This is a genomic window from Rheinheimera sp. EpRS3 (assembly GCF_001513785.1).
Taxonomy (GTDB): domain Bacteria; phylum Pseudomonadota; class Gammaproteobacteria; order Enterobacterales; family Alteromonadaceae; genus Alishewanella.
The window spans coordinates 1,223,574-1,248,670 of the sequence record NZ_LNQS01000001.1 but is presented as its reverse complement, the minus strand read 5'-3'; the positions used below and the strand labels follow the sequence as shown (position 1 = coordinate 1,248,670).

Here is a 25,097-nt window from a genome sequence, read left to right as displayed (position 1 = left end):
TTACCTGTTATACGCTAAAACAAAAGCCGGCTAAAAGCCGGCTGTTTGCAGTGTTGCACGTTATCCGCGCAGTTCACGCCGCAAAATTTTACCAACATTAGTTTTTGGTAATTCCTTACGGAATTCTACCAGTTTAGGTACTTTATAGCCCGTTAAATGTTGCCGGCAGTGCTGGATCACTTCCTGCTCGGTCAGGCTGGCGTCTTTTTTCACAATAAAGAGTTTAACCGCCTCGCCGGTCGCCTCATTCGGCACGCCGACAGCTGCAACTTCGAGTACTTTGTCACTCATCGCTACAACTTCTTCTATCTCATTCGGATACACATTAAAACCCGATACGATGATCATGTCTTTTTTGCGATCAACAATATAAAAGAAGCCCTCGTCATCCATACGGGCAATATCGCCGGTGTAAAGCCAGCCATTTCTGAGCACTTTTTCTGTTTCTTCCGGCCGGTTCAGGTAACCCAGCATCACCTGCGGGCCTTTTACTAACATCTCACCGGGCTCTCCGGCGGCAACGTCATTACCTTCCTCATCAACCAGACGAATATCTGTAGAGGGCGCAGGCAAGCCAATACTGCCATTAAAGCTGGTTAAATCATAAGGGCTTACCGTTACCAGCGGGCAGCACTCAGTTAAACCGTAACCCTCCATCAGGCGGGTACCGGTTACTTTTTGCCAACGCTCGGCTACCGGGCGTTGCACTGCCATACCACCGCCAATAGAAGCCTTGAGGCCGCTAAAGTTTAAATCAGCAAAACCAGGGGTATTTAGTAAGCCGTTGTACAGCGTGTTGACACCGGTAAAGATAGTAAAGTGAAACTTCTGCAGCTCTTTGACAAAGCCTTTCATGTCACGAGGGTTGGTGATCAGTAGGTTGGTTGCACCATACTTAAAGAAAGTGAAGAAGTTCGCTGTCAAAGCAAAGATATGATAAAGCGGCAATGCCGTAACTACCTGCTCGGCGCCTTTTTCCAGCAATTTATCAATACAGCCACTCACCTGTTCCAGGTTAGCCACCATATTGCGGTGCGTTAACATGGCGCCTTTTGATACGCCGGTTGTACCACCGGTGTACTGTAAAAATGCAATATCTGCCCCCTGTATATCAGGCTTACTATATTTGAGTGTTGCGCCTTGCTCCAGCGCAGTGTTAAAGCCGACAAACTTTGTCAGTTTATACGCCGGCACCAGCTTTTTGACATACTTAACCACCAGATTGACCACTGCACCTTTTAAAGTACCAAGGCGGTCTCCCATTTTGGTCAGAATAACGTGATCCAGCTTCACCTTGCTTTCAATTGCACTTAAGGTGTGAGCAAAATTCTCTACGATAATGATAGCTTTCGCTTTGGAGTCGTTTAACTGATGTTCAAGCTCGCGCGGGGTATACAGCGGGTTCACGTTTACTACTGTACAACCGGCACGTAACACGCCCATAAGCGCTATCGGGTATTGCAACAGGTTGGGCATCATAATAGCGACAGCATCGCCCTTTTTCAGCCCCAACTCCGTTTGCAAATAGGCGGCAAAAGCGGTGCTTTGCTGGTCCAGCTCACGATAGCTGATACTTTTTCCCATATTGATAAAAGCGGTTTTATCCGGGTACTGGGCAATGCTTTGTTCAAATATACTTAATAATGACGGGTAAATATCGGCATTAATTTCTGCGGGTACGCCTGACGGGTAACGTTTTAACCAAACTTTATCCACCGTCTTCTCCTCTTGTCTAAGGTTATTATTTTATAGGTATAAAACCACAAGCACGCAATCTGTTGCTGCGCTTTAGTGCTTAAATAGTGTTTATTTGAGTTTTTACTCTAACAAGCAATCATCCCATAATTGCTGACATTGTACAATTAGCGCTATTTATTCCACGGGCTTAATAAATTTCAGCGTCATGCGGTCACTTTCACCAATGGCGATATACTGCTGTTTATTGTACTGCCCCATCGCCAGCGTTGGCGGCAAAGCATAAACGCCTTTGGGATAATTTTTGGTATCTGCCGGATTAGCATTCAGCTCACTGCTGGCTACCAGTTCAAACCCGGCCAGCTCTGCTGCCTGAATAACATAGGCTTCATCCAGATATCCTTCAACTGCTGAGCTGGAAATATCAGATAGACGGGCAGAACGGTGTTCAACCATACCCAGCACGCCGCCGGGTTTTAGTGCCTGAAAAATACTTTGCAAGGTGCCATATAAGTGGCCGCTTTCGTTCCAGATATGCGCATTGCGAAAGGTCAGCACCATATCAAATTGTTCTTGCTGAGGCGGTGAAAGCAGGGGCGGATCTAACTCAATATTGGCTACCTCACCAAAGTAATCGCTTTGTTCAGTCAATCGCTGCATAAGCCGCTCACTGACACGAGCCCAGAAAATACTGCGCTCTTCTTTTAACGAACCATCGTTATGACGAAATTGCGCCAATGTCAGCTTGCCGTCATCTTTGAGAAAAGGCGCCAAAATCTCAGTATACCAGCCATGCCCCGGCCAGATTTCCAGCACAGACATCTGTGGTTCAATGCCAAAAAACTGCAGCGTTTCTGCTGGCTTACGGTATTTATTACGTAATTTATGCTCTGTGCTACGCTGCTCAGCATCGGCCAGCAGCTGTAATACCAGCTTCGGCTCATCAGCCATAACAGGCGTGTACAGGCAAGCTAGCCCAGCGAAAAAAAGAGTAAATAGGATTGTCTTTCTTGTAGTTATAATTGACATACACCAGACCTTACTGATTGCTGACATCACATAGCGCCGTTACAGACAGCTTGACTATGTATACTTATGACACATTTATACGCATTTACGCACATTTACCAGAGCTTCGATTGTTCAGTTTTAATTCAGTTCCATTTACCTGTGGCTAATTTAGCTGCGCTCAGTCTCGGATACAAAGTAAAGCATTAAGCCTGACAAAATAGCGTTTTATCGACATAGGTTTGTCATCGCACTTGTATAAAGTACACTAGCAACCCAGAACATCAAGCCCTATATAAGGTAAACCTTCATGCGCCGTCATTTGTTATCTCTGTCTTTATTGCTGGCACCGGCTGTAGCACTAGCTGCACCGAAAAACATTATTTATATGATTGGCGATGGCATGGGCCCGGCATATCTGGCCGGTTACCGTTATTTCAGTGATGACAAAGCCACTGCGGAAGTGGAAAACACTATTTTTGACGAGCTGTGGCTGGGCATGGCAAGCACCTACCCTGACGATGACACCTACGTTACCGACTCAGCCGCAGGCGCAACTGCCCTGGCCACCGGCTTTAAAAGCTACAATGGTGCTATTTCAGTAAACCGCCAGCATATTCCTATCGGCACCATGATGCAGCTGGCAAAAAAGCTGGGCAAAGCCAATGGTATTGTGGCCAGCTCTCAGGTTAACCACGCTACGCCGGCGTCGTTTTTAGCGCACAATAAAAGCCGGCGTAATTACAACGAAATCGCCGATATGTACCTGGATTACCGCATCGAAGGTAAAACCGTTGCCGACGTTATTTTAGGTGGCGGTACAGATTATTTTATTCGTGATGACCGCAACCTGGTTAATGAGTTTAAACAGCTGGGTTTTCAATACACCGACAGCTGGCAGCAGCTAGATACGTTAACTAAAACCCCGGCCATGGCGTTGTTAGCTGAAACAGCCTTACCGGCAGTATTAAACAGCGTGCAGGATAAGCAACTGGCTACCCTGACAGAAAAAGCGCTGCAACTATTAACGCCAGCCAAAAAAGGCTTTGTGTTGATGGTAGAAGGCAGCCAGATTGACTGGTGTGGCCATGACAATGATATCGCCTGTGCGATGGCCGAAATGGACGATTTTGCTAAAGCCATTGCCGTGGCTAAAGCTTATGTTGATAAACACCCGGATACTATTTTGGTGATTACTGCCGATCATGAAACCGGCGGTATGTCATTGGGTGCTGCTGGTGAATACCAATGGCTGCCGGATGTAGTACGGAAAGTTACCGCTACCGGCCGCAGTATTGCAGAGCAGCTGAAAAAAGCGGATTCCGATAACGCCGCTTTGACACTGTGGGCAAAGCTGACGTCAATCAGTTTAACGGCAGAAGAGCAGCAAGCACTGCTGGCAGCCAGAACACAGGATGAAACCATGCTGCGTAAGCTGTCCAATCAACTGGTGGCAAAATATTCCTACACCGGTTGGACTACTGGCGGCCACACGGCTGCAGATGTAGCAGTGCTGGCGTATGGCAAAGATGCTAAAGATTTTGTCGGTTTTCAGGATAATACCCAGATTGCGAAAAAGCTGATGCAATATATTCAGCAAACTAAGTAGCATGCATCTTAGTTTACACTGCGAAGTGAGAACCGATTTGCTCTAAGCTAACCGTTGAAGGCATGGATGCCTGAGTCGAGCCCCCAGGGAAGGGTCCACGGCGCGTTAGCGTGAGCAAACCGGTTCGATGGTGTCACGTTAATTTATTGTAATTAACTGGCGGCGCAATTTAGGGGCGCTGGTATCAGGGTGCAGCCAGATATCAAAAAAAGCCGTGCCAAAAGCGCTGTCGTCCAGTACACCGGTTTCAGCACCGTTTAAATAAAATTTAACACTGCCATTATCTTGCAACAGCGCTGCCAGCGTATCGCCCTTTTTCACATCCTGCCACAGGCTCTGCAACTGCTGCACCCATTGCTGCTGTTGTACTTTACTGCTGTGCCCCAATTTTTGCCATTCATCTACAGTGGCATCAATAAACTGCTGCCTGGTAATATCACGTTTATAGGTCAGCTCCAGCAACAGAGGTGTACTTTGCTGATAATTCTCAAACTTACCATCTTTACTGGCTAAGCGGGCATCGTATAACTGCCAGAACATATAGCGGTATGAGCCCTCGCCAACCGTTGTCAACTCCGGCACCGCCGCCGCATTAAAACTAATACCACCGGCTAAACCCAGCAGCAATAACAGACTATACGGCTTTAGCATACCACCTCCTGCTTTGGCCAAGCGCGATGGCAATAAGCGCCCAGACCACGATTAACACGACTGCAGAGTAAAGCTGCAATGGAAACTGCAAGACACCGCCGCTAAGCGCCGCTCCACCCCAGTACGATAAAGGCCCGCCACTGGCACCCAATATGGCTGCCAGCCAGGGTTTAGTCAGTACTTTGGCCATAAACTCCACTGCAGCCAGAGCAAACACAGCCCACAGCAGCACAAACCACAACGGCAATAGCGCGTCACCGCTAAACTGTATAACGTCCAGGCGCAACAACAGCGTGTCTATGCCGAGACCTGCCAGCAATATCAGCAGTACTGCAACGCGCCCCGCTTTATCTAGTTGCCATAAACCATAAACTAAGTACGCCAGCACCGGCAGTACAGCCTGTTGCTGCCAATACACCAGCGCAAACCAACACAGCTCAAAACCCACCAGAGCACGCCAGTTAAAACCTTTAACGCTCGCCACTATTGCTTCATCCTTTTGGCTACACTGTTGCGCAAATCATACGGCAGTAATGACAACAGCTTTAACAGCAGGCTTAACCGGCGCGGAAAGCGGATCCGGCTGTTGCCCTTTGCTAAACCGGTATAAATGCGGCTGGCGGCCTGTGTTACCGGCACTAAAAATGGCATAGCAAAATCGTTCTTCTGCGTTAGAGGCGTATCAACAAAACCTGGTTCAATTAAACTGATACTAATACCACTATCGGCTAAATCTACCCGTAAACTATCGACAAAATAACTGACTGCGGCCTTGCTGGCGCCATAGGCTTCACTGCGGGTGAAAGGAAAAAAGTGCGCCATCGAACTGACAATTGCCAGTTGCGGCGTTAAAGACGCTTTTAGCAGCGGCATAAAGTATTTGGTAGCGGCCACCACAGCGTGAAAGTTAATGGCAAAGGTGCTTTCAAACGCCGCTAAATCCAAATCGTTGGCATCAACATATTCGCAGGTGCCAGCATTAAGTAGCAGTAAATCCAGCACCACGCCGTCATCGCTTAATTGCTGCGCAGTACGCTGCAGTGCGGTGTTGTCGGTAAGGTCCAGCGGCAAAGCGCGGATAGCAGAGTTTTGCGCCAACTCATGCAGTTTGTCGGCTGAGCGCGCCACCGCATATACTATCCAGCCGTTGGCGGCGTAATGCAGCGCTAATTCGCGGCCGATGCCGGAGCTGGCACCGGTTATTAAACAAGTAGAAGTCATAAACCGTCTCTATACAGAATATCTCTGCTTAGACTACGGCAAGAAACGATGATTGGTTTTATTCAGGCGTAAAGATCGACACCCAGCATCGATTGTACTTCACTGCGGCGTTGCTCGTTGGCCTGGCTTTGATAGGCATCGATGGCTTGTTGGCTGCGCCGGTCGTTAGCAGAGCTGAAGCTTGCTTGCCGGCGACGCTCATCATCCAGTTGGCTTATCACCTCATTGCTGGCACGTACACCACGGCCTTGCGGCACTTCGGTAGCCGTTTCATTACGCGGCGGCGCACGGCGAGACTCATTACCGGCGAATACGCTGCTAATGTTGGTGGAAGCATTCAGGCTCTGATTAACGTTTAACGTCATAGCATCATCACTTAAGCAAACTGGCTTAATTATAACCAGAAAGCATTAATAACCAAGTTATTTTATACCCTAACTAGTTGGAGCTGCAGCCAGGCGGCAAGTGAGTGAATCCCCATGAGCATAGTTATCTATGTGATTGGGGTTCACGATTGCGGCCAACACCGCTGCAGTTTCAAGTAGGACGGGTATCCCTTCCGGGCAGTTTTTGCCAGGTAACATCATCACGCACATACACCGGCTCTGCCAGCTCTGCGGCGATAAACTGCCCTGCGCCAAGTGCCGGTAGCGCCAAAGTGAGCATATCCTGTGCCGACGGATATAAAATATCCCGGGCAATAACAGCAGGCTGTTTTTGCAGTAAGGCGTCAGCATAAGTTTGCCAACCGGTGCCAACAGCATAGACTTCACCGCTGATATCAAAGCCGGTGATATCCTGTGGCTTAATGGCCACTTCGCTGCTGAGTGCATGCATCAGGCCCTGTTGTAAGCTGAAACTGCCGATATAGACTTCAGCCATACGGGCATCTATTGCCGCCACTACCTGGTTAGCGCCATATAGCCGGTGCGCGGCCTGCGCCATCGCTGCCAGGGTGGAAACGCCATATACCGGTATGTCAGCCCCAAAGGCCAGGCCCTGGGTTACACCCACACCAATGCGTACGCCGGTGAAGCTGCCGGGGCCACGGCCAAATACAATACCGTCGAACTGAGTAAGGCTGATACCGGCCTGACTTAACAGCTGCTGCACCATCGGTAGCACACGTTTGCTATGCTGCTGCGGGCAGACTTCGTCCAGCGTCAAAATATCTGTGCCAACCTGCAAGGCTACTGAGCAGGCTTCGGTCGAGGTATCTAAGGCAAGTAATTTTATGCCGGCCACGGCGCTTTTATTCACGTTCGCTGTCCTGTTTCATCTGTTGTAAAAAGCTTACTGCCTCGTCCAGTGAGCGGGTGCGACGCATCGGCGGTAAGCTGGTTAAAAATACTTCGCCATAAGGTTTGGTTACTAAACGATTATCGCAAATCACCATCACGCCGCGATCAGTAACATCCCGAATTAAGCGGCCTACGCCCTGCTTTAAGGTGATCACCGCCTGTGGCAGCTGCACTTCTGCAAAGGGATCTAAACCGCGCATAGTGCAGTCTTCACTGCGCGCTTGCAGTAGCGGCTCGTCCGGTGAGGCAAAGGGGAGTTTATCAATAATCACGCAGCTTAACGTATCGCCGCGCACATCTACGCCTTCCCAAAAACTACCGGTGCCCAAAAGCACAGCGTTATCCAATTTAACAAACTGCTCCAGCAGCAAACGCTTACCGCTGCTACCCTGCACTAACACCGGCTGGCGCACTAAATCGGGCAGTTGTTTCGCTACCAGTTGCAGCATGCGGTGGCTGGTAAATAAAAAGAAACAGCGGCCGTTATTGGCCTCTATCAGCCGAACGGCAATTTGCAGCAACTGCAGTGCCATGCCCTGTTCGTGCGGCTCGCTCATATACCGTGGTACACAAAGTAGTGCCTGCTCAGCGTAGTTAAACGGACTTTCCAACAGCAGGGTTTTGGCGTTATTCAGCCCCATCTGCGCGGTGTAATGGCTAAAGCCGTTATTGACCGACAAGGTAGCCGAGGTAAACACCCAGCTACGGCTATCGGCAGCGACAATGTCACGAAATTTATCGGCAATACTCAGCGGCGTTAAATGCAGGCTAACGTGCAACCGGGTAGTTTCAAACCACAAGCTGACACCGTTTTGCTGCATATCGGTCAGTTTTAATAAGCGTGCTTTACACAGCGCTAGGCGCTCAAAGGCGTTGTCGATTAAGTCGCTGCGGCCCAGGCTGCTTTTCATTACCAGATACAGCATATCTATGGCTTCGCTAACGCGGTTTAGCGCAGTTTGCATCTCCGGTTTTTGATAGGCTTCACGCCAATTGCCTTTGGTGGCATCATTGCCAAACTGCAGGCGCCAGTCTTTTATCAGCTGCGCCACTTTATCAGCGGTTTTCGCCAGTTGCGGGTGGTCGCGCAGTTCGGTTTTGCAGGCAACATCAATATCACGGCACAGATCGAGTAACAGACGGCTGGAGACGTTTTCACCAAAATAGTCACTGGCAATATCCGGCAGCTGATGCGCTTCGTCAAAAATAATCACATCCATTTGCGGCAGCAGTTCGCCAAAGCCAGTGTCTTTTAATGCCAGGTCAGCAAAAAACAGATGATGGTTTACTACCACCAAATCGGCAGCCTGGGCTTTTTTGCGCGCTTTGAGTAAGTGGCAGTCTTCATACACCGGACAATCTTTGCCCAGGCAGTTGTCGGTGGTGCTGGTGACATAAGGCAGGGCTTTGGAGTCTTCGCTGATGTAGCTTAACTCGCCGATATCGCCGCTTTGGGTTTCGGCCGACCATTTTTTGATCAGGCTTAAATCCTGGATCAGTTGATCGTCCTGCATCGGCACATGGTGGTAATGCTGCTCTAAACGAAACAAACACAGATAGTTACTGCGGCCTTTAAGTAACGCAAGTTGCAACGGGCTGGCCAGGGCTTTAACCACCTTAGGCAAATCGCGGAAATACAGCTGTTCCTGCAGATTCTTTGTACCGGTAGATAGCACTACTTTTTTCCCGCTCAGCAGCGCCGGCACTAAATAGGCATAGGTTTTACCGGTACCGGTACCGGCTTCTACCACCAACGCGCCCGGCGTTTCGATCACATCGGCTACCGCCTGCGCCATTTGCAGTTGAGCATCGCGGGCGTTAAAACCGGCAATATGCGCAGCTAAAACACCGCCTGGCGCAAAGGCGCTGGCAACCTGCTTACGCATAACAACTCAGTTTGTAATAAAAGGAAGTAGGCAACACTGAAACAACCGTCAGAAAAATAAGGCGGCTATTATGCCTTAACAGCGGGCAAATTCAGACAAAAATATCCAGATGGCCGTCTTTATCAACATGCAAATCTTCTTCCGGTGTGGTGTAAGGTGCTGCCGGGTAGTCTTGCTGACGACGATCGCGTTTACGTGTGGGCCTGCTCAGGATCAGGTATTTCTGCTCATGCGGTTTTATCGGGCTTAAACGCGCGTCTTTAAACACCGGCACTACCTGTTTGGGATCAGGCTCGACCGGCGTACCGGGTACGCGCTGGATAAAAGGCATAAAAGCGTCCATCAGCTTCTCCTCAAAGCAATTTACTATTATCGGCAGCCAGCCGATAAACTTAAGCCCAACACTGCATTGACTATACAAGTTGACCGTTTTTTACACTTAGAATTCCCATATCTGCATTTTCAAAGAAAATAATTTATTGCCGCCCGCGGCTCAAAAACACATAAAGTAAATTAATTTCAAACACTTAAAAACAAATCTATAATACATTCAAAACCAAAACAGGCTTGCACTTACTGCTGTACAAGGGTAACTTGTATAGCAACTTAACCAGCAAAACCCTGAATATGAATATTATTACTGTACTGCGCCATCATCATAGGTACTAGCCGTCCGCTTTGTCGGAGGGCTATGGTCTGGCGCTCCGGTGGTAAAGTAATAAACAAAAACCCCGCGCCCAGGCCGGGGTTTTTGTTTATTACTTTGTTCATTTTATTATCGTCACGGAGACCATTATGAGTCCGGCAACAGAATCTAAACGCTTACGTATCGCCATGCAGAAATCCGGCCGCTTGTCGGTCGACTCCCAGGCCTTGTTTACCAGTTGTGGCTTAAAAATTAACCTGCGCGAGCAACGCCTTATCGCCCATGTCGAGAATATGGATATTGATATCCTGCGCGTACGAGATGACGATATTCCGGGCCTGGTGATGGACGGCGTCTGTGATTTGGGCATCGTTGGCGAAAACGTACTGGAAGAAGAATCACTGCAGCGCAAACTGGATAACGACAGCTTTGATTATACCGTATTGAAGCGGCTTGATTTTGGCGGCTGCCGCCTGTCCATCGCTGTACCGCAGGAAGAAAACTATGGCGGTGCAGCCTCGCTGGAAGGTAAAACCATCGCGACTACTTATCCGCGTTTGCTCGCCCGTTATTTAAAGCAGCAAGGCGTAAATGCCCGCATTGTTAATTTAAAAGGTTCGGTAGAAGTGGCACCACGTGCCGGTTTAGCCGATGCCATTTGTGACCTGGTATCTACCGGCGCCACGCTGGAGGCCAACGGTTTAAAAGAAGTGGATGTGATTTACCGCAGTAAAGCAGTGCTTATTCAGCGTAAAAACCTTACCGACGAGCGCCAGCTAAAACTGATCAATAAACTGATGCCGCGTATTAACGGTGTAATGCAAGCCAACGAAAGCAAATACATTATGCTGCATGCGCCACGCGCGCGTCTGGACGAAGTAATCGCACTGCTACCGGGAGCCGAAAACCCGACGATGCTGCCGCTGGCGGGTAACAACGATATGGTAGCCATTCATGTGGTTAGCAGTGAAACACTGTTTTGGGAAACCATGGAGCAATTAAAGGCGCTGGGTGCCAGCTCGATTTTAGTACTGCCAATTGAAAAGATGATGGAGTAGCTATGACTGGGGTAATTAACTGGGCACAATTATCCGCCACTGAGCAGCAAGCCGCACTGGCGCGGCCACAGCTTGCCGACTCTGCCAGCTTAAACGCTCAGGTACGCACTATTATTGATACCGTGCGCCAGCAAGGCGATGAAGCACTGGTGGCATACAGCCAGCAGTTTGATGGCCTAAATGCCAACCCGTTGCGCTTAAGCCCGGAAACAAAACTGGCACAGTTAAACCGCTTACTGCCAGAGCGCAAAGCGGCGATAGAGCTGGCGTATGACAATATCCGTAAATTCCACGCTGCGCAGTTGCCACGCGATATCGAGGTAGAAACCAGCACGGGCGTAGTCTGCCAGCTAAAAAGCCGTGCCATCGCCGCAGTGGGTTTGTATATTCCGGGCGGCAGTGCCCCCCTGCCCTCTACAGTGCTGATGCTGGGTATACCAGCGCAGTTAGCCGGTTGTGATCGCATAGTGCTGGTTACCCCGCCGGGTAAACCAGACGCCGGTGATATAGCGCCGGAAATTCTGTATGCGGCTGAATTGTGCGGCATTAGCGAGATTTACACCATTGGCGGCGCCCAGGCGATTGCTGCGCTGGCTTATGGCACAGAAGCGATTGCCAAAGTAGATAAAATTTTTGGCCCGGGTAATCGCTATGTGACCGAAGCCAAACAGCAGGTAAGCCAGGATGCCAGAGGCGCCATGATCGACATGCCGGCTGGGCCGTCGGAAGTGCTGGTGCTGGCCGATAGCAGCGCCAATGCAGCCTTTGTTGCCGCCGATTTACTGTCGCAAGCTGAGCATGGCCCCGACTCCCAGGTGATCTTAGTCAGTGACAGTGCTGATTTGATTAACGCAGTACAAGCTGAAGTAGCCAGCCAACTGGCACAGCTGCCTCGACAAGAGATTGCCGCAGCGGCACTTAGCCACAGTCGCTATATTTTAACCGCCGATTTAGCCCAGGCTGTTGCGGTAACCAACGCCTATGCACCGGAGCATTTAATTGTGCAAACCGCTTGTGATGAAGCGCTGACAGAGCAGTTTACCAGCGCCGCCAGTATCTTTGTTGGTAAGTGGACGCCAGAATCGGCCGGAGATTATGCCAGTGGCACCAACCATGTGCTGCCTACCTACGGCTACAGCAAAACCGTATCGAGTTTGTCATTAACAGACTTTTACCGGCGTTACACGGTGCAAAAATTATCCGCCGACGGTCTACGCAATATAGGCCCGGCCATCGAAGTGCTGGCCACAGCAGAAGGTCTGCAGGCGCATGCTAACGCCGTCACCTTACGTTTAGCGGCCCTGACAGATCAAGCAAAGGATTAAACCATGAGTAACAGTATTAATTCACTGGCCCGTGATGCGGTAAAAGCCATAGTGCCTTATGCCTCTGCCCGCAGCAGTATGAGCGGCGGTGCTATCTGGCTTAATGCCAACGAAAACGCACTGGCACCGGAGTATCAGCTTAGCGGCAGCTTTAACCGCTACCCGTCATGCCAGCCCAAAGCGGTTATTAACGGCTATGCCGCTTATGCCGGTGTAACACCAGAGCAGGTATTGGTAAGCCGCGGTGCCGATGAAGGCATTGAGCTTTTGATCCGCAGCTTTTGCGAACCGAAACAAGACAGTATCAGCATTTGCCCGCCTACTTATGGCATGTATGCCATCAGCGCGCAAAGTAACCAGGTGCCGGTAAATATAGTGCCGCTCACCGCCGATTTTACGCTGGATTTAGCCGCGTTATTTTCTACCACGCCCAAACTGGTGTTTATTTGCAGCCCGAATAACCCCACCGGCGATTTAATCCCGTGTGAGCAAATTATTGCCGTGCTGGAGCACTACAAAGACAGCGCTTTAGTGGTGCTGGACGAAGCCTATATTGAATTTGCGCCACAGGCGTCGGTGGTTGATTTACTGCCACAATATCCGAACCTGGTGATATTGCGTACGCTGTCTAAAGCCTTTGCTTTGGCGGGCCTGCGCTGTGGTTTCACCCTTGCGGCGCCGGATATTATTAATGCGCTAAAACAAATGATCGCGCCCTACCCGCTGGCCGAGCCGGTAGCGCAAATTGCCGCTCAAGCGTTAACGGCAGAATCTGTCGCGCTGATGCAAAACACGGTAACAACGATAAACACCTTGCGGGCCGAGTTTATCGCTTATGCCAGGCAGCGCAGCGGCATTAGTAAAGTGTGGCCCAGCAATGCCAACTATGTATTGCTGCAAGTAGACGATGCGGCAGCCTGCGTAGCTGCACTGGCACAACAAGGTATTTTAATTCGTAATCAATCCAGTCAATTGGGGTTGTCGCAGGTGGTGCGGGTGTCTATCGGTAGCCCGGCTGAAATGCAGGCGCTATACAGCGTAATGGACGACTATTTTAACTCACCAACAACCTTACAACAGGCAGCATTACAACAAACAGCACAGAGAGAACGCGCATGAGTGGCCAACCTATTTTATTTATCGACCGCGACGGCACCATGGTAGAAGAGCCGCCGGTAGACAAGCAACTTGATAGCCTGGAAAAACTGGCCTATGAGCCTGGCTTAGTGCCAGCGTTATTAAAATTGCAGGCCGCCGGTTACCGCTTAGTGATGGTAACCAATCAGGATGGCTTGGGTACCGACAGCTTCCCGCGCGCTACCTTTGATGCGCCGCACAATAAAATGATGCAGCTGTTAACCTCACAAGGCATTAACTTTGATGATGTGCTGATTTGCCCACACTTTGACAAGGATAACTGTAGCTGCCGTAAGCCTAAACTTGGGCTGGTAAAAGACTACCTGCAGCAGGGTAAAATCGACTTTACCAACTCTTATGTGATTGGCGACCGGCTTACTGATGTACAGCTGGCGGAAAATATGGGCTTGCCCTCCTTTCGTTACGATCGCGCTACGCTGGGCTGGAGCGAGATTACCAAACAACTGCTAAGCCGCGGCCGCAAAGCTACAGTGCGCCGTACCACACGTGAAACCGATATTGAAATCAGCGTTGATCTGGATAACAGCGGCAATAATTTCTTCGGCACCGGTGTTGGCTTTTTTGACCATATGCTGGAGCAAATTGCTACACACGGCGGCTTTTCACTGCAGGTAAAAGTTACCGGCGATTACCACATTGATGATCACCACAGTGTGGAGGATACAGCACTGGCACTGGGCCAGGCTTTAAAGCAGGCGCTGGGCAACAAGCGCGGTATTAACCGCTTTGGCTTTGTACTGCCGATGGATGAATGCCGCGCTGAGTGTGTACTGGATTTATCCGGCCGGCCGCTGTTTGTGTTTAACGGCGAGCTGGGCGACGGCGCCGTTGGCGGCTTAACGCTGGAGATGGTGCCGCACTTTTTCCGCTCGTTAAGTGATGCCATGTTAATGACACTGCACTTAAGCATTACCGAAGGTAATAAACACCACAAGGTAGAGGGCCTGTTTAAAGCTTTTGGCCGCGCACTGCGCCAGGCTATTACCGTATCGGGCGAGGCGCTGCCAAGCTCAAAAGGAGTGTTGTAATGCAACTGGTAATTGTTGATACCGGCTGCGCCAATATCAGCTCGGTGTATTTTGCTTTTAAACGCTTAGGCGTTGACGCCAGCATCAGCCGTGATGCCAGGGTAATTAAAGCGGCAGATAAAGTGCTGCTGCCGGGTGTAGGCACGGCGCACAACGCCATGGCCAAGCTGCAACAGGCTGAACTGATTGATACGCTGCAAGACCTGCAACAACCACTACTGGGTATTTGTTTGGGTATGCAACTGCTAACCGGCCACAGCATGGAAGGCGATGTGCCTTGTTTAAACCTAATCCCCGGTGAAGTATTGCCGATGCAAAGCGCAGGTTTGCGCTTGCCGCATATGGGCTGGAATACGCTGAAAAATATCAGCAATCATGCCCTGATGCGTGGCTTTAACGAAACAGACTATATGTATTTTGTTCACAGCTTTGCTGTTGCGTCCAGCCAGTATTCACTTGCGCTATGCCATTATGGCAGCGATTTTGCCGCGGTGATTGGCAAAGATAATGTTGCCGGTGCCCAGTTTCACCCAGAACGCTCGGGCAAAACCGGCGCGCGTTTATTACAGAACTTTCTGGAGTGGCGTTTATGATTATTCCGGCAATCGATCTTATTGACGGTAATGTGGTTAGGCTTTATCAGGGCCGCTATGACAATACAACTGAATATGCTTTCAGAGCTATTAATCTGCGTAACCAATACGCTCAGGCCGGTGCCGATTGGCTGCATATTGTTGATTTATCCGGCGCTAAAGATGCAACTAAACGTCAGCTGAAATTATTAACTGAACTGATGACCGCTGCTCCGCTGCATATTCAGGTAGGCGGCGGAGTGCGCAGCGAGCAGGACTTAATTGACTTACTGGACGCCGGTGCAGGCCGTGTGGTTATTGGCAGCCTGGCCATTCGCCAAAGCGAACTGGTGCAAAGCTGGGTGCGCAAATACGGCGGCGAGCAAATTGTGCTGGCGCTGGATGTTGCCATCAATGAAAAAGGTGAGAAAACCCTGCCGTCACATGGTTGGATAGAACAGTCTGATATTACGCTGGAACAGGTGCTGGACGGCTATATCACCGCTGGCGCTCAGCATGTGCTATGCACTGATATCAGCAAAGACGGCACCTTAAGTGGTTCTAACGTGCAGCTTTATAAAGAGCTGGTTGCTCACTACCCGCAAATTCAGTGGCAGGCTTCAGGCGGTATTGGCTCGCTGGATGATATCCGCGCCTTAATTGGCAGCGGCGTAGCCGGGGTTATTTTGGGTCGCTCTTTGCTAGAAGGTAAGTTTACTTTGCAGGAGGCCATAGCATGCTGGCAAAACGGTTAATTCCCTGCCTGGATGTACGTGATGGCAAAGTGGTTAAAGGTGTACAGTTTCGTAACCATGAAATTATCGGCGATATAGTACCTTTGGCACAGCGCTATGCCGAGGCCGGCGCTGACGAGCTGGTGTTTTATGATATCACTGCGTCGAGCGATGGCCGCGTAGTCGATAAAAGCTGGGTGCGGCGTATAGCAGAAGTGATCGACATTCCGTTTTGTGTCGCCGGTGGTATAAAAACGGTGGCTGATGCCGGTAAGATTTTAGAAATGGGCGCCGATAAAATTTCAGTTAATAGCCCCGCTCTGGCACGGCCCGAGCTGATTAACGAGCTGAATCACAACTTTGGCCAACAATGTGTGGTGGTAGGTATCGACAGCTTTTTTGATGTCGTATCGGGCCAATATCAGGTGTACCAGTTTACTGGTGACGAGAGCCGTACACAGAAAACGCAATGGCTTAGCCGTGATTGGGTAGCCGAGGTATTAAGCCGTGGTGCCGGCGAGATAGTGCTTAACTGCATGAATCAGGACGGTGTACGCCAGGGGTATGATATCGCCCAGTTAAGAAGCATCCGCGATATTTGTACTGTGCCATTAATTGCCAGTGGTGGCGCCGGTACTATGCAGCACTTTACTGACGTATTTGAACAGGCCGACGTTGACGGCGCCCTGGCTGCCAGTGTGTTTCATAAAGGTATTATTGAGATAGCGGCGTTAAAAGCTAAGCTGATTGCCGATGGTATCAGCATCCGGCCATGATAAAAGGTTACTTATGAACGAAGAACAGATAAAAGCGCTAAGCTGGCCCGATAACCAGTTATTACCCGCAATAGTCCAGCACGCCATCTCCGGCAAAGTACTGATGCAGGGTTATATGAACCCAGAGGCACTTGAACACACACTGCAAAGCGGCCAGGTGACGTTTTTCAGCCGCAGCAAACAGCGGCTGTGGACCAAAGGTGAAAGTTCGGGCAATACCTTGCAGCTGGTTAGTATCGACAGCGACTGCGATGCAGACAGCATTTTAGTAATGGCACTGCCGCAAGGCCCAACCTGCCATGTCGGCACCGAAACCTGCTGGCACGATAACAGCGCCAACAGCCCGCAACTGGCATTTTTGTACGACTTAGAGCAAGTAATTAAAAGCCGCGAAGGCAGCGATCCGGCCAGCAGCTACACTGCCAGCCTGTTTGCCAAAGGTGTAAAACGCATCGCGCAAAAAGTCGGTGAAGAAGGCGTCGAATCTGCTCTGGCTGCCATGGCTGGTGACAAAGAAGAGCTGGCTAACGAAGCGGCTGATTTAATTTTCCACCTGCTGGTATTGCTACGCAGCCAAAAGCTGGAACTGAACGACGTAATTACCGTACTACAACAACGGCATAAATAACAAAGGGCCATTTTAACGGCAGGTTTAGCTTCAACATATACACCCAGCGCAAGGTATTGAACCTATACCCTGCGCTGGTTTAACTTGTGATAAGGTTAAGGTTTACATGGCGACAATACCTTCCCTTGACTACACTGTTAACATTATTAGGGTTAAATCACCGCATATGTAAGCCGAGGCTAAGCAAATCCAGATGCAGGACGTATCCGCTGGCAGCGCTCAATCGCAGCACCTATCTGATAATGAACCAGCCAGCAAACTGGTCGCTACTATTGATTTTTCAGAACTTAACACCGTATTTAACAACATTCTGCAGGTAATGGGCTTACCCGTTGCATTGCTTGATATATATGGCAAAGTGCTGGCATCATCCGACTGGCCAGATGCCCGCTTTGGTTTACAACAGGCAGCTGAAATAACTGCTGAAAACAGCCAGCAAAATTACGCTACACCGATAATGCTGGACGGCGAACATATTGCCAGTTTGTTGGTTGGCAAACGCCGGCCAAATAACGCAAGTGTGGATAAAACCCAGCCCAACAGCATAACGCAAATGCTGGCACCACTGGCGTTACAGATCACAAAACTCAGCCTGCTAAACGCCCGCTACCAATGCAGCCTGCAACAAACCGAGCAAAAAGTAGCCCAGCGCACCCAAGAGCTGCTGCTGCAAAATCAGATCTTAAGCCAGATCAGTGAAGGCGCTGAGCTTAAAGCCATTCTGCATAATCTGGTCACTCAGGTAGAGCTGCTACATCAGGGCATGCTGTGCTCTATCTTACTGCTGGACCAAGATAGCCAAACCCTGCACCACGGCGCGGCGCCTTCGTTACCGGATGAATATAATAATGCACTGGACGGTGTTGCTATTGGCGTGGGCGTCGGCTCATGCGGCACAGCTGCTTCTACCGGTGAAACCGTAATAGTGCAGGATATCAGCACGCACCCGTATTGGCAGCCTTATCAGGCACTGGCGGCCATCGCCGGGGTGAAAGCCTGCTGGTCACAACCAATAAAAAACGCTCAGAACAAAGTGCTGGGCACCTTTGCCATCTATCATTATCAGCCAGCTGAGCCCTGTGCGGTGCTGCTGCAAGAAATCAAAACCTACAGCAACCTTGCTGAGCTGGCCATCAGCCGCTGCCTTAGCGCCGCGCAAATCCGCCGGTTAGCTTTTTATGACAGCTTAACCGGTCTGGCCAATCGCCGCTTACTGGAAGAGCACTTACTGCAAGCTATAGCATCCAGCCAGCGCGGCCTGAAATTCAGTGGTCTAATGTTTATCGATCTGGACAACTTTAAACCGGTCAACGATATTTACGGCCACAAAACCGGTGACAGCCTGCTGGTAGAAGTAGCACACCGGTTATTAAGTGCAGTGCGTCAGGCCGATACCGTGGCGCGCTTTGGCGGCGACGAATTTATTGTGCTGCTACGCGATATTGATACCGAAATTGAGCGCAGCAAACTGCATATTCAGCACATTGCCGCTAAAATTGCTAACGAGCTGGCCCGACCTTTCCCGCTGTCTGAACACAATATGCATCAATGCGCCTGCAGTATCGGCCTGGTGCTATTTCAGGGTGACACCAACTGTGATGAACTATTGCGCCAGGCCGACACGGCCATGTACCAGGCCAAACGGCTGGGCCGCAATCAACCTTGCTGGTTTTCCGACAAATAAACTGCTTCTATCACCCAACGCTTGAACTGCGATAACCGTCGCATAGCGGCATCTGCGGCTTTAGCCGAGTATTGACAAGGCCAGCGCTGGCATCGACTATAGCTGTCGTCTTACGTTTAACATTCCTGTCAAAATTAAAAATAAAAGAGTACTTATGAAAAAATCCATTCTGATGCTGGCGCTGGCCAGCAGTTTTGCCATGGCTGATGAAGGCATGTGGATGCCACAACAACTGCCGCAAATTGCCACCGAGTTAAAAGCTGCCGGTCTTGAACTGGACCCGGCTAACTTAAGCAAACTAACCGAATTCCCTGCTGCAGCTATTGTTAGTTTAGGCGGCTGCTCTGCCTCTTTTGTGTCACCCAATGGTTTGGTTGCCACTAACCACCACTGTGCTTATGGCAGCATTGCGCATAACTCCACACCAGAAAACGACTTACTGGCCAACGGCTTTTTAGCCCAACAGCCAGGCGACGAAGTTGCCGCTGCACCCGGCAGCCGCATTTTTGTTACCAAAGCGGTAAATAACGTTACCGATAAAGTGATTGATGGCAAAACCGCTAAACTAAGCGGCAAAAAACGTATCGACGCTATTGAAGCCAACCAGAAAGCTACTATTGCCGAATGCGAAAAAGACGAAGGTCACCGCTGTACGGTAGCCGCCTATTACGGCAGCTTAGAGTTTTACCTGATTAAACAGCTGGAAATTAAAGATGTGCGTTTAGTACATGCTCCGGCCGAAGGTGTCGGCAAATTTGGCGGCGACACCGACAACTGGATGTGGCCGCGTCACACTGGTGATTACAGTTTCTACCGTGCTTATGTCAGCCCAGAGGGTAAATCGGCAGATTACAGCGTAGATAACGTGCCGTATAAACCGGATTACCATTTAACGCTGGCCAAAGACGGCTTAAAAGAAGGTGATTTTGTCATGGCGCTGGGTTACCCCGGCCGCACTAACCGTCACCGTTTACCAAGCGAAGTCAGCGATACCTTTGAATGGGCTTACCCCAATACCGTTGCCCAGTTTAAAGACACGCTGGATATTATTGCCCGCGAAACGGCCAGCAATAAAGATGCTGAGCTAAAGTACGCCGGCCGTGTTGCCGGGTTAAACAACTATATGAAAAACCGCCAGGGCATGCTGGACAGCTTTGCCCAAAGCGACTTTTTACAACGTAAAACGCAAGAGCATCAAGCCCTTACCGCCTGGGTTAACAGCAGCAGCGAAAATAAAAAAGCCTACGCTAAAGACTTAACAGCAATAGAAAAACTGTTAAAAGAAAACCAAACCCAGGAGCGTGCCAATTACCTGCTAAACAACGCTACTCCGCGCCTGCTGGCAGCCTCACGCGCCCTGTATCGTTTGGCACAGGAAAGTACCAAACCCGATGCACAGCGTAAAGCTGGCTTTCAGCAGCGCGACATTCCGCGCTACCAAGCCTTTGTAGCCGGTATGGAGCGCAACCTGGATGTTGGCGTAGAAAAAGCGCTGGACCTGCACAACCTGAGCAAATACGCCGCTTTGCCAAAAAAACAGCGTAACGCAGATTTTGACAAAGCGATGGGCATTAAAGATGGTATGGGCAACGAGCAACTGAAAAACCTGATTGACAGCTGGTACGCCAACAGCGATTTAACTGATCCGGCTAAGCGCACTGCTCTGCTGGACAGCACGCCACAGCAATTTGCCCAAAGCAGCGATGCTTTTGTTAAAGCCGCAGTAGCACTGTATAAAACCGATTTAAAACGTGAAGCGCAGGAAGAAGAACTGGCCGGTAAAATTCAGCAGGCCTACGCCAGCTATATGCGTGCCAAAATTGCCTTTATGCAGTCTAAAGGCCAGGCAGTTTACCCGGATGCTAACAGCACGCTGCGGGTAACTTACGGTAACGTAAAAGGCCGCGCACACGGCAATGAAGATGGCAACGCCTGGGCGCCCTTTACCACGCTACGCGGTATTACGGCCAAAGCGACCGGTGAAGGTGAATTTAACGCACCACAAAAACAGCTGGATGCCATAAAAGCCAAACAATACGGCCCGTATAAAGTAGAGAGCTTAAATTCCGTACCGGTAAATTACCTGGCTACACTGGATATTACCGGCGGCAATTCAGGCTCGGCAGTATTAAACAGCAAAGCCGAACTGGTAGGTTTAGCCTTTGACGGCACGCTGGATTCCATCATTTCAGATTGGGACTACAACCCGGACAACACCCGTTCTATTCAGGTAGATCACCGTTTTATGCTGTGGCAAATGCAGCTGGACGGCGCAGATAACCTGTTAACAGAAATGGGTGTTAGCTTAGCCGACTAAGCGGAACCAGCAGGCGAGCAGAGGTTTACTCTAAGCCAACCGTTGAAGGCATGGATGCCTGAATCGAGCCCCCATGGATGGGTTTACGGCGCGTTGGCGTGAGTAAACCGGCGCGAGCTTTCCCCATAAAGGCCGGCTTTTTTTCGCTGGTCTTTTTATTGCCTTGCTAATAATTCCGCCGCTAACCGGACAAAATCTGAAGAAGTCAGTATGCCCTTCAGTTTATTGTTTTCATCTACCACCGGCATACAGCCATGACGGTTTTTAACGAAAAAGCCCGCCACTTCTTTTAACGATTGATCCGGCGTTACTGCAGCAAAATCGGTGGCCATCATATCGGCTACCAGTTGTTGCTTTTCTTTACGCTCCAGCGCGGTTGCGCCGAACTGCGCCATTAAGCCCATTACTTTGGCGATCATAATTTTTTGCGTCAACATACCAACCAAAATGCCATCGGCATCTATTACCGGAATATGGCGGATATTTTTACCGCGCATTAAATCATGTGCATCTTTTAAACTGGCCTCCCGGGTGACACACAAAGGATCAGCCGTCATTAATTGGGCAACAGTGGTAATGGTCATAAATACGCTCCTCTAACAGTATTTTAGTATCAGACAACAGATATAGCGAAAAACTGCACCACTTGCACAGGGCTGGATCAAGTTTTTCGCCGTACGTTAAATAATCGACTGTGGTTTAGCTAAAACAGAAAAAGATAAATCTGATCCTTATGCCGCAAGCCTGCGTTTGTAATGGCGACTGTTATGTCTAACTTTGTGCAAAAAAGGAAACACTATGAAACTGTCACACCTTATTACCGGTTCATTATTACTGGGCTCGATGCTTCTCACAGCACAGGCGCACAACCATAAAATGAAAGCAGATATTGTTGATACCGCAGTAGCAGCTGGCAATTTTTCAACGCTGGTAACCGCCGTACAGGCTGCTGAGCTGGTAGACACATTAAAAAGTAAAGGCCCGTTCACAGTATTTGCGCCAAATGACGCGGCCTTTGCCAAAATCCCTGCCGCCGATTTAAACGCGCTGGTAGCAGACAAAGCCGCACTAACAAAAGTGCTTACTTATCATGTTGTTGCAGGCAAAGTCATGGCTGCAGATGTGGTTAAGTTAACCTCAGCTAAAACAGTACAGGGGCAAGACTTGGCCATTGAAGTAAAAGACGGCAAAGTATACGTAAACGGTGCCCAAGTCATTGCAACGGATATCGAAACCAGCAATGGCGTGATCCACGTGCTGGACACTGTTGTAATGCCAAAAATGTAATCAGCGTTAATTCTCTGGGGCGGGTTTCGCCCCGGAGGATGTTAGCGAACTGCCAAGCGATGCCACGATAACCAGACCAATCGCCAGCCACTGCCATAGCGTAAGCAACTCAGCCAGAATAACAAAGCCAGCCAACGCGGCTATTGCCGGTTCCATACTCATAAAAACACTAAAGTTTTGCGATGTCATATTGCGCAGTGCCACCATTTCCAATGTGTAAGGCAAAGCACTGGATAAAATACCCACCAGCAGCCCCAGCGGCAGCACTTGCCAGCTTAGCAGTGCCATGCCCTGACTAACGGCACCTATTGGCACCAAAAAGGCAGCTGCCACTGTCATACCAAGCGCCACCGTAATACCGCCCGAGGCCTGGGCATTGGTGCGTTTACCAAACAAAATATACCCGGCCCAGCACGCACCTGCGCCAAGTGCTAATAGCACGCCGATGGGGTCCAGCGCATCGGTACCGCGCATATCCGGCAGCAGCAATAAAATGCCGGCAACAGCACAGGCTACCCAGATTAAATCGCGTTTACGCCGTGATAAAAACAGCGCTACGGCCAAAGGCCCGGTAAATTCCAGCGCTACGCCAATACCCAATGGAATACGGGCAATAGCCAGATAAAACAAAATATTCATTCCGCCCAGACACAAGCCATAGGTAACTATTGCGTTCCAGTCACGCCGATTTGTTGGCAAGCTGCGCCACGGCCGGAATACCAGCCACAGCACCAGCGCAGAAAACCCCAGCCGCAATGCGGTAGTGCCTTCAGGGCCAATCAGCGGAAACAATTGCTTGGCGATAGAAGCACCAGACTGAATAGTCAGCATTGCCAGCAAAACACTGACCACCGCCACAACCAGATTACGATTGAGCACAATTGACATAAAGTTAAAACCCGACAGAACAGACAAAAGGTAAGAGCAATATTGTAACCTGCCGCCAGCGTTAAAGGTAACAGAGTGCGCACTGAATTATGCCGCGGCTGCGTTATTTCAGGGCAAACCCACCGCCGACAAGGGCCGCGATGTCGGGCACTACATCAAGACGTAAAGAAAATATCATTTTATAGCAATGATTTAGGCCCATATTGCTCTGTAGCTGGCACAGGCCAATGCACTGGCACATTAGCTGCTTTGCTTAACCTAACGGTGTTTGTGCTCATTCCCGCTTTGTGCCTTCAGATCCAGGAGCATTATTATGACCGGACTACATAACCGCAGCCATCCACTGCGCGACGTACTGGATAAAGAACTGCAACAGCGCACCTTCCCGGCGTTAACGGCACCAAGCCGACTGTGCCAGTTTATGCTTACGGTATCACCGGCCTCGCGCAGCAGCGAACTTAGCTTTATGCAACAACTGGCCAGCCAGCAAGGCAGCCATTTTAGTGAAACCGATCATGACATTAATCTGCCACTGTTTGGCGGCAGCCTGCGGTTTGAAAAACATGGCGAGTTTTCCAGCTATATCTTTATTCAAAGTGGCAGTGAAAAGCAGCTATTTGATGATCCGCTGGATTTTCTGCCAGCAAAAAACTGGCTGGATAATATTCCGGGCCAGATTTTCCGAGTGGTTCAGCTAAGTGTCATCACGCCGGCACAGCTAAAAAGCTATGCCGATACCAACCAGCTGTTTAATCCGGACAATTGCATCAGCAGTATGCTGGCCGGGCAAAAAGCCCGCATCTGGACCGACTTTCAAAAACATGCCGAAGGTGCCGGCCGTATGTTATTGCTGGATCAGGGCTTGAGCCCGGCAGCGCTGGGCCGTTTAGTGCAACAGCTGTTTGATCTTGGCAATTACCGCAAATTATCGCTGCTGGGCTGGCCACAATCGCGCCAGGCGCTGAGCAAACTAAATATGCTGGAGCAGCGCCTGTCAGATATTACCCAGCGTATAGAACTGCGCCTGAGTGATGATGAGCATTTACTCAACGAAATTACTACCATGGCGGCCCAGACTGAGCACCTGATCGCCGAAACCAGCTCGCGGCTGCAAGCCACCGCAGCCTATTACCAGCTAACACTGGACCGGATCAGAAGCCTGAACGAAACGCCGATAGAGGGCTTGTTGTCATTGCAGGATTTTACCGAGCGGCGCTTAACACCGGCATTTCGTACCAGTGAATCGGTGGTATACCGCCAGCATGCCTTATCTGGTCGTTTAGGCCGCTCTACCGAGCTGCTGCGCACCCGGATTAATTTAAAACTGGAGCAACAAAACCAGCAGTTGCTGGCGTCAATGGATAAGCGGGCAAAACTGCAGCTGAATATGCAGCAAATGGTCGAGGGTTTATCGCTGGTGGCAATCAGTTATTACGCCGTGCAGCTTAGCGACAAAGCCATTGATGCACTGGGTTACTGGCTGCCACAACTGGATACCCGGCAGTGGCAAAGTATCAGTGTGCCGGTAGTGGTTGTCATTGTGGCAGCGGTACTGTTATGGGTTAACCGCCAGTTGCACCGGGATAAAAGCCGCTAAAGCTTTTATCAACCGGTATGGCTTGAGC

25 protein-coding genes are annotated in these 25,097 nt (G+C 50.0%); 13 read left to right on the top strand and 12 right to left on the bottom strand.

Annotation, left to right across the window (positions count from 1 at the left end):
- Positions 1–60 precede the first annotated feature (60 nt).
- Together fadD and AR688_RS05575 are read right to left on the bottom strand one after the other, a co-directional pair.
- On the bottom strand, positions 61–1,716 hold the full coding sequence (gene fadD, locus AR688_RS05580; protein ID WP_068230255.1) for a long-chain-fatty-acid--CoA ligase FadD: 1,656 nt from the start codon (positions 1,714–1,716) through the stop codon (positions 61–63).
- Positions 1,717–1,872: 156 nt separating this feature from the next.
- Positions 1,873–2,646: a class I SAM-dependent methyltransferase gene (locus AR688_RS05575; protein WP_231731975.1), complete on the bottom strand. Its 774-nt coding sequence runs from the start codon at positions 2,644–2,646 to the stop codon at positions 1,873–1,875.
- A 367-nt stretch (positions 2,647–3,013) separates the two neighbouring features.
- Between AR688_RS05575 and AR688_RS05570 the strand changes: the two genes are divergently transcribed.
- Positions 3,014–4,312 carry an alkaline phosphatase gene (locus AR688_RS05570; RefSeq protein ID WP_068230252.1) on the top strand — a complete coding sequence of 433 codons (1,299 nt, stop codon included), beginning with the start codon at positions 3,014–3,016 and terminating at the stop codon, positions 4,310–4,312.
- 138 nt (positions 4,313–4,450) lie between these two features.
- Here AR688_RS05570 and AR688_RS05565 read toward each other — a convergent pair whose 3' ends face one another.
- The 8 genes from AR688_RS05565 to AR688_RS20130 all read right to left on the bottom strand — a co-directional run bounded on the left by AR688_RS05565 (position 4,451) and on the right by AR688_RS20130 (position 10,142).
- The gene (locus tag AR688_RS05565) at positions 4,451–4,963 is read right to left on the bottom strand and encodes a chalcone isomerase family protein (RefSeq protein WP_068230250.1); all 513 of its coding nucleotides are present in this window, start codon (positions 4,961–4,963) and stop codon (positions 4,451–4,453) included.
- Positions 4,947–5,447 carry a DUF2878 domain-containing protein gene (locus AR688_RS05560; RefSeq protein WP_197412119.1) on the bottom strand — a complete coding sequence of 167 codons (501 nt, stop codon included), beginning with the start codon at positions 5,445–5,447 and terminating at the stop codon, positions 4,947–4,949. Before AR688_RS05560 ends, AR688_RS05565 begins: the two co-directional genes overlap by 17 nt.
- Positions 5,447–6,184: an SDR family NAD(P)-dependent oxidoreductase gene (locus AR688_RS05555; protein ID WP_068230244.1), complete on the bottom strand. Its 738-nt coding sequence runs from the start codon at positions 6,182–6,184 to the stop codon at positions 5,447–5,449. The genes AR688_RS05560 and AR688_RS05555 overlap by 1 nt, the downstream gene beginning before the upstream one ends.
- Positions 6,185–6,246: 62 nt before the next feature.
- Positions 6,247–6,549 (bottom strand): hypothetical protein, encoded by a 303-nt coding sequence (locus tag AR688_RS05550; RefSeq protein WP_068230241.1) that lies wholly within the window; start codon positions 6,547–6,549, stop codon positions 6,247–6,249.
- Between the two features lie 172 nt (positions 6,550–6,721).
- Positions 6,722–7,444, bottom strand: coding sequence for a tRNA (adenosine(37)-N6)-threonylcarbamoyltransferase complex dimerization subunit type 1 TsaB (tsaB, locus tag AR688_RS05545; RefSeq protein ID WP_231731969.1), 723 nt, complete (start codon positions 7,442–7,444; stop codon positions 6,722–6,724).
- Positions 7,437–9,371, bottom strand: a complete 1,935-nt coding sequence (locus tag AR688_RS05540) for an ATP-dependent DNA helicase (protein WP_068230239.1) — start codon at positions 9,369–9,371, stop codon at positions 7,437–7,439. Before AR688_RS05540 ends, tsaB begins: the two co-directional genes overlap by 8 nt.
- Positions 9,372–9,462: 91 nt before the next feature.
- Positions 9,463–9,714 (bottom strand): hypothetical protein, encoded by a 252-nt coding sequence (locus AR688_RS05535; RefSeq protein WP_068230237.1) that lies wholly within the window; start codon positions 9,712–9,714, stop codon positions 9,463–9,465.
- 263 nt (positions 9,715–9,977) lie between these two features.
- On the bottom strand, positions 9,978–10,142 hold the full coding sequence (locus AR688_RS20130) for a hypothetical protein (protein ID WP_156420210.1): 165 nt from the start codon (positions 10,140–10,142) through the stop codon (positions 9,978–9,980).
- Positions 10,143–10,166: 24 nt separating this feature from the next.
- On the opposite strand from AR688_RS20130, the gene hisG reads away from it, so the two are divergent.
- The 10 genes from hisG to AR688_RS05485 all read left to right on the top strand — a co-directional run bounded on the left by hisG (position 10,167) and on the right by AR688_RS05485 (position 21,297).
- Entirely contained in the window at positions 10,167–11,075 is a 909-nt protein-coding gene (gene hisG, locus AR688_RS05530; RefSeq protein ID WP_068230234.1) for an ATP phosphoribosyltransferase, read from the top strand.
- A gap of 2 nt (positions 11,076–11,077) precedes the next feature.
- Positions 11,078–12,400: a histidinol dehydrogenase gene (hisD, locus tag AR688_RS05525; protein WP_068230231.1), complete on the top strand. Its 1,323-nt coding sequence runs from the start codon at positions 11,078–11,080 to the stop codon at positions 12,398–12,400.
- Between the two features lie 3 nt (positions 12,401–12,403).
- A complete protein-coding gene (hisC, locus tag AR688_RS05520) occupies positions 12,404–13,519 on the top strand; it encodes a histidinol-phosphate transaminase (RefSeq protein ID WP_068230228.1) in 1,116 nt (371 codons plus the stop codon).
- Complete coding sequence (gene hisB / locus AR688_RS05515; protein WP_068230224.1) at positions 13,516–14,586, top strand: bifunctional histidinol-phosphatase/imidazoleglycerol-phosphate dehydratase HisB; 1,071 nt, start codon at positions 13,516–13,518, stop codon at positions 14,584–14,586. Before hisC ends, hisB begins: the two co-directional genes overlap by 4 nt.
- The gene (gene hisH, locus AR688_RS05510; RefSeq protein WP_068230221.1) at positions 14,586–15,179 is read left to right on the top strand and encodes an imidazole glycerol phosphate synthase subunit HisH; all 594 of its coding nucleotides are present in this window, start codon (positions 14,586–14,588) and stop codon (positions 15,177–15,179) included. The genes hisB and hisH overlap by 1 nt, the downstream gene beginning before the upstream one ends.
- The gene (gene hisA / locus AR688_RS05505) at positions 15,176–15,913 is read left to right on the top strand and encodes a 1-(5-phosphoribosyl)-5-[(5-phosphoribosylamino)methylideneamino]imidazole-4-carboxamide isomerase (RefSeq protein ID WP_068230218.1); all 738 of its coding nucleotides are present in this window, start codon (positions 15,176–15,178) and stop codon (positions 15,911–15,913) included. Before hisH ends, hisA begins: the two co-directional genes overlap by 4 nt.
- Entirely contained in the window at positions 15,895–16,668 is a 774-nt protein-coding gene (gene hisF / locus AR688_RS05500) for an imidazole glycerol phosphate synthase subunit HisF (protein ID WP_068230215.1), read from the top strand. Before hisA ends, hisF begins: the two co-directional genes overlap by 19 nt.
- Positions 16,669–16,681: 13 nt before the next feature.
- Positions 16,682–17,296, top strand: coding sequence for a bifunctional phosphoribosyl-AMP cyclohydrolase/phosphoribosyl-ATP diphosphatase HisIE (gene hisIE, locus AR688_RS05495; protein WP_068231252.1), 615 nt, complete (start codon positions 16,682–16,684; stop codon positions 17,294–17,296).
- 193 nt (positions 17,297–17,489) lie between these two features.
- Positions 17,490–18,980, top strand: coding sequence for a sensor domain-containing diguanylate cyclase (locus tag AR688_RS05490; RefSeq protein WP_068230212.1), 1,491 nt, complete (start codon positions 17,490–17,492; stop codon positions 18,978–18,980).
- Between the two features lie 154 nt (positions 18,981–19,134).
- Positions 19,135–21,297 carry a S46 family peptidase gene (locus AR688_RS05485; RefSeq protein ID WP_068230209.1) on the top strand — a complete coding sequence of 721 codons (2,163 nt, stop codon included), beginning with the start codon at positions 19,135–19,137 and terminating at the stop codon, positions 21,295–21,297.
- A gap of 155 nt (positions 21,298–21,452) precedes the next feature.
- On the opposite strand, the gene AR688_RS05480 is transcribed toward AR688_RS05485, so the two are convergent.
- Entirely contained in the window at positions 21,453–21,881 is a 429-nt protein-coding gene (locus AR688_RS05480; protein WP_068230206.1) for a CBS domain-containing protein, read from the bottom strand.
- A gap of 214 nt (positions 21,882–22,095) precedes the next feature.
- Between AR688_RS05480 and AR688_RS05475 the strand changes: the two genes are divergently transcribed.
- Positions 22,096–22,584: a fasciclin domain-containing protein gene (locus AR688_RS05475; protein ID WP_068230203.1), complete on the top strand. Its 489-nt coding sequence runs from the start codon at positions 22,096–22,098 to the stop codon at positions 22,582–22,584.
- A 6-nt stretch (positions 22,585–22,590) separates the two neighbouring features.
- Here the strand turns inward: AR688_RS05475 and AR688_RS05470 are convergent, their stop codons facing one another.
- Positions 22,591–23,472: an EamA family transporter gene (locus AR688_RS05470; RefSeq protein WP_197412117.1), complete on the bottom strand. Its 882-nt coding sequence runs from the start codon at positions 23,470–23,472 to the stop codon at positions 22,591–22,593.
- A gap of 313 nt (positions 23,473–23,785) precedes the next feature.
- Here AR688_RS05470 and AR688_RS05465 point away from each other — a divergent pair, with 313 nt between their 5' ends.
- Positions 23,786–25,069, top strand: coding sequence for a DUF3422 family protein (locus AR688_RS05465; RefSeq protein ID WP_068230195.1), 1,284 nt, complete (start codon positions 23,786–23,788; stop codon positions 25,067–25,069).
- Positions 25,070–25,097: the final 28 nt, after the last annotated feature.

Bases quoted from the DNA above. Each gene is read 5' to 3' on its own strand.
- AR688_RS05575 (WP_231731975.1), bottom strand. From the start codon at position 2,646: ATGGCTGATGAGCCGAAGCTGGTATTACAGCTGCTGGCCGATGCTGAG.
- AR688_RS05570 (WP_068230252.1), top strand. From the start codon at position 3,014: ATGCGCCGTCATTTGTTATCTCTGTCTTTATTGCTGGCACCGGCTGTA.
- AR688_RS05565 (WP_068230250.1), bottom strand. From the start codon at position 4,963: ATGCTAAAGCCGTATAGTCTGTTATTGCTGCTGGGTTTAGCCGGTGGT.
- AR688_RS05555 (WP_068230244.1), bottom strand. From the start codon at position 6,184: ATGACTTCTACTTGTTTAATAACCGGTGCCAGCTCCGGCATCGGCCGC.
- AR688_RS05550 (WP_068230241.1), bottom strand. From the start codon at position 6,549: ATGACGTTAAACGTTAATCAGAGCCTGAATGCTTCCACCAACATTAGC.
- AR688_RS05540 (WP_068230239.1), bottom strand. From the start codon at position 9,371: ATGCGTAAGCAGGTTGCCAGCGCCTTTGCGCCAGGCGGTGTTTTAGCT.
- AR688_RS05535 (WP_068230237.1), bottom strand. From the start codon at position 9,714: ATGGACGCTTTTATGCCTTTTATCCAGCGCGTACCCGGTACGCCGGTC.
- AR688_RS20130 (WP_156420210.1), bottom strand. From the start codon at position 10,142: ATGAACAAAGTAATAAACAAAAACCCCGGCCTGGGCGCGGGGTTTTTG.
- hisG (WP_068230234.1), top strand. From the start codon at position 10,167: ATGAGTCCGGCAACAGAATCTAAACGCTTACGTATCGCCATGCAGAAA.
- hisD (WP_068230231.1), top strand. From the start codon at position 11,078: ATGACTGGGGTAATTAACTGGGCACAATTATCCGCCACTGAGCAGCAA.
- hisC (WP_068230228.1), top strand. From the start codon at position 12,404: ATGAGTAACAGTATTAATTCACTGGCCCGTGATGCGGTAAAAGCCATA.
- hisB (WP_068230224.1), top strand. From the start codon at position 13,516: ATGAGTGGCCAACCTATTTTATTTATCGACCGCGACGGCACCATGGTA.
- hisH (WP_068230221.1), top strand. From the start codon at position 14,586: ATGCAACTGGTAATTGTTGATACCGGCTGCGCCAATATCAGCTCGGTG.
- hisA (WP_068230218.1), top strand. From the start codon at position 15,176: ATGATTATTCCGGCAATCGATCTTATTGACGGTAATGTGGTTAGGCTT.
- hisF (WP_068230215.1), top strand. From the start codon at position 15,895: ATGCTGGCAAAACGGTTAATTCCCTGCCTGGATGTACGTGATGGCAAA.
- hisIE (WP_068231252.1), top strand. From the start codon at position 16,682: ATGAACGAAGAACAGATAAAAGCGCTAAGCTGGCCCGATAACCAGTTA.
- AR688_RS05490 (WP_068230212.1), top strand. From the start codon at position 17,490: ATGCAGGACGTATCCGCTGGCAGCGCTCAATCGCAGCACCTATCTGAT.
- AR688_RS05485 (WP_068230209.1), top strand. From the start codon at position 19,135: ATGAAAAAATCCATTCTGATGCTGGCGCTGGCCAGCAGTTTTGCCATG.
- AR688_RS05480 (WP_068230206.1), bottom strand. From the start codon at position 21,881: ATGACCATTACCACTGTTGCCCAATTAATGACGGCTGATCCTTTGTGT.
- AR688_RS05475 (WP_068230203.1), top strand. From the start codon at position 22,096: ATGAAACTGTCACACCTTATTACCGGTTCATTATTACTGGGCTCGATG.
- AR688_RS05470 (WP_197412117.1), bottom strand. From the start codon at position 23,472: ATGTCAATTGTGCTCAATCGTAATCTGGTTGTGGCGGTGGTCAGTGTT.
- AR688_RS05465 (WP_068230195.1), top strand. From the start codon at position 23,786: ATGACCGGACTACATAACCGCAGCCATCCACTGCGCGACGTACTGGAT.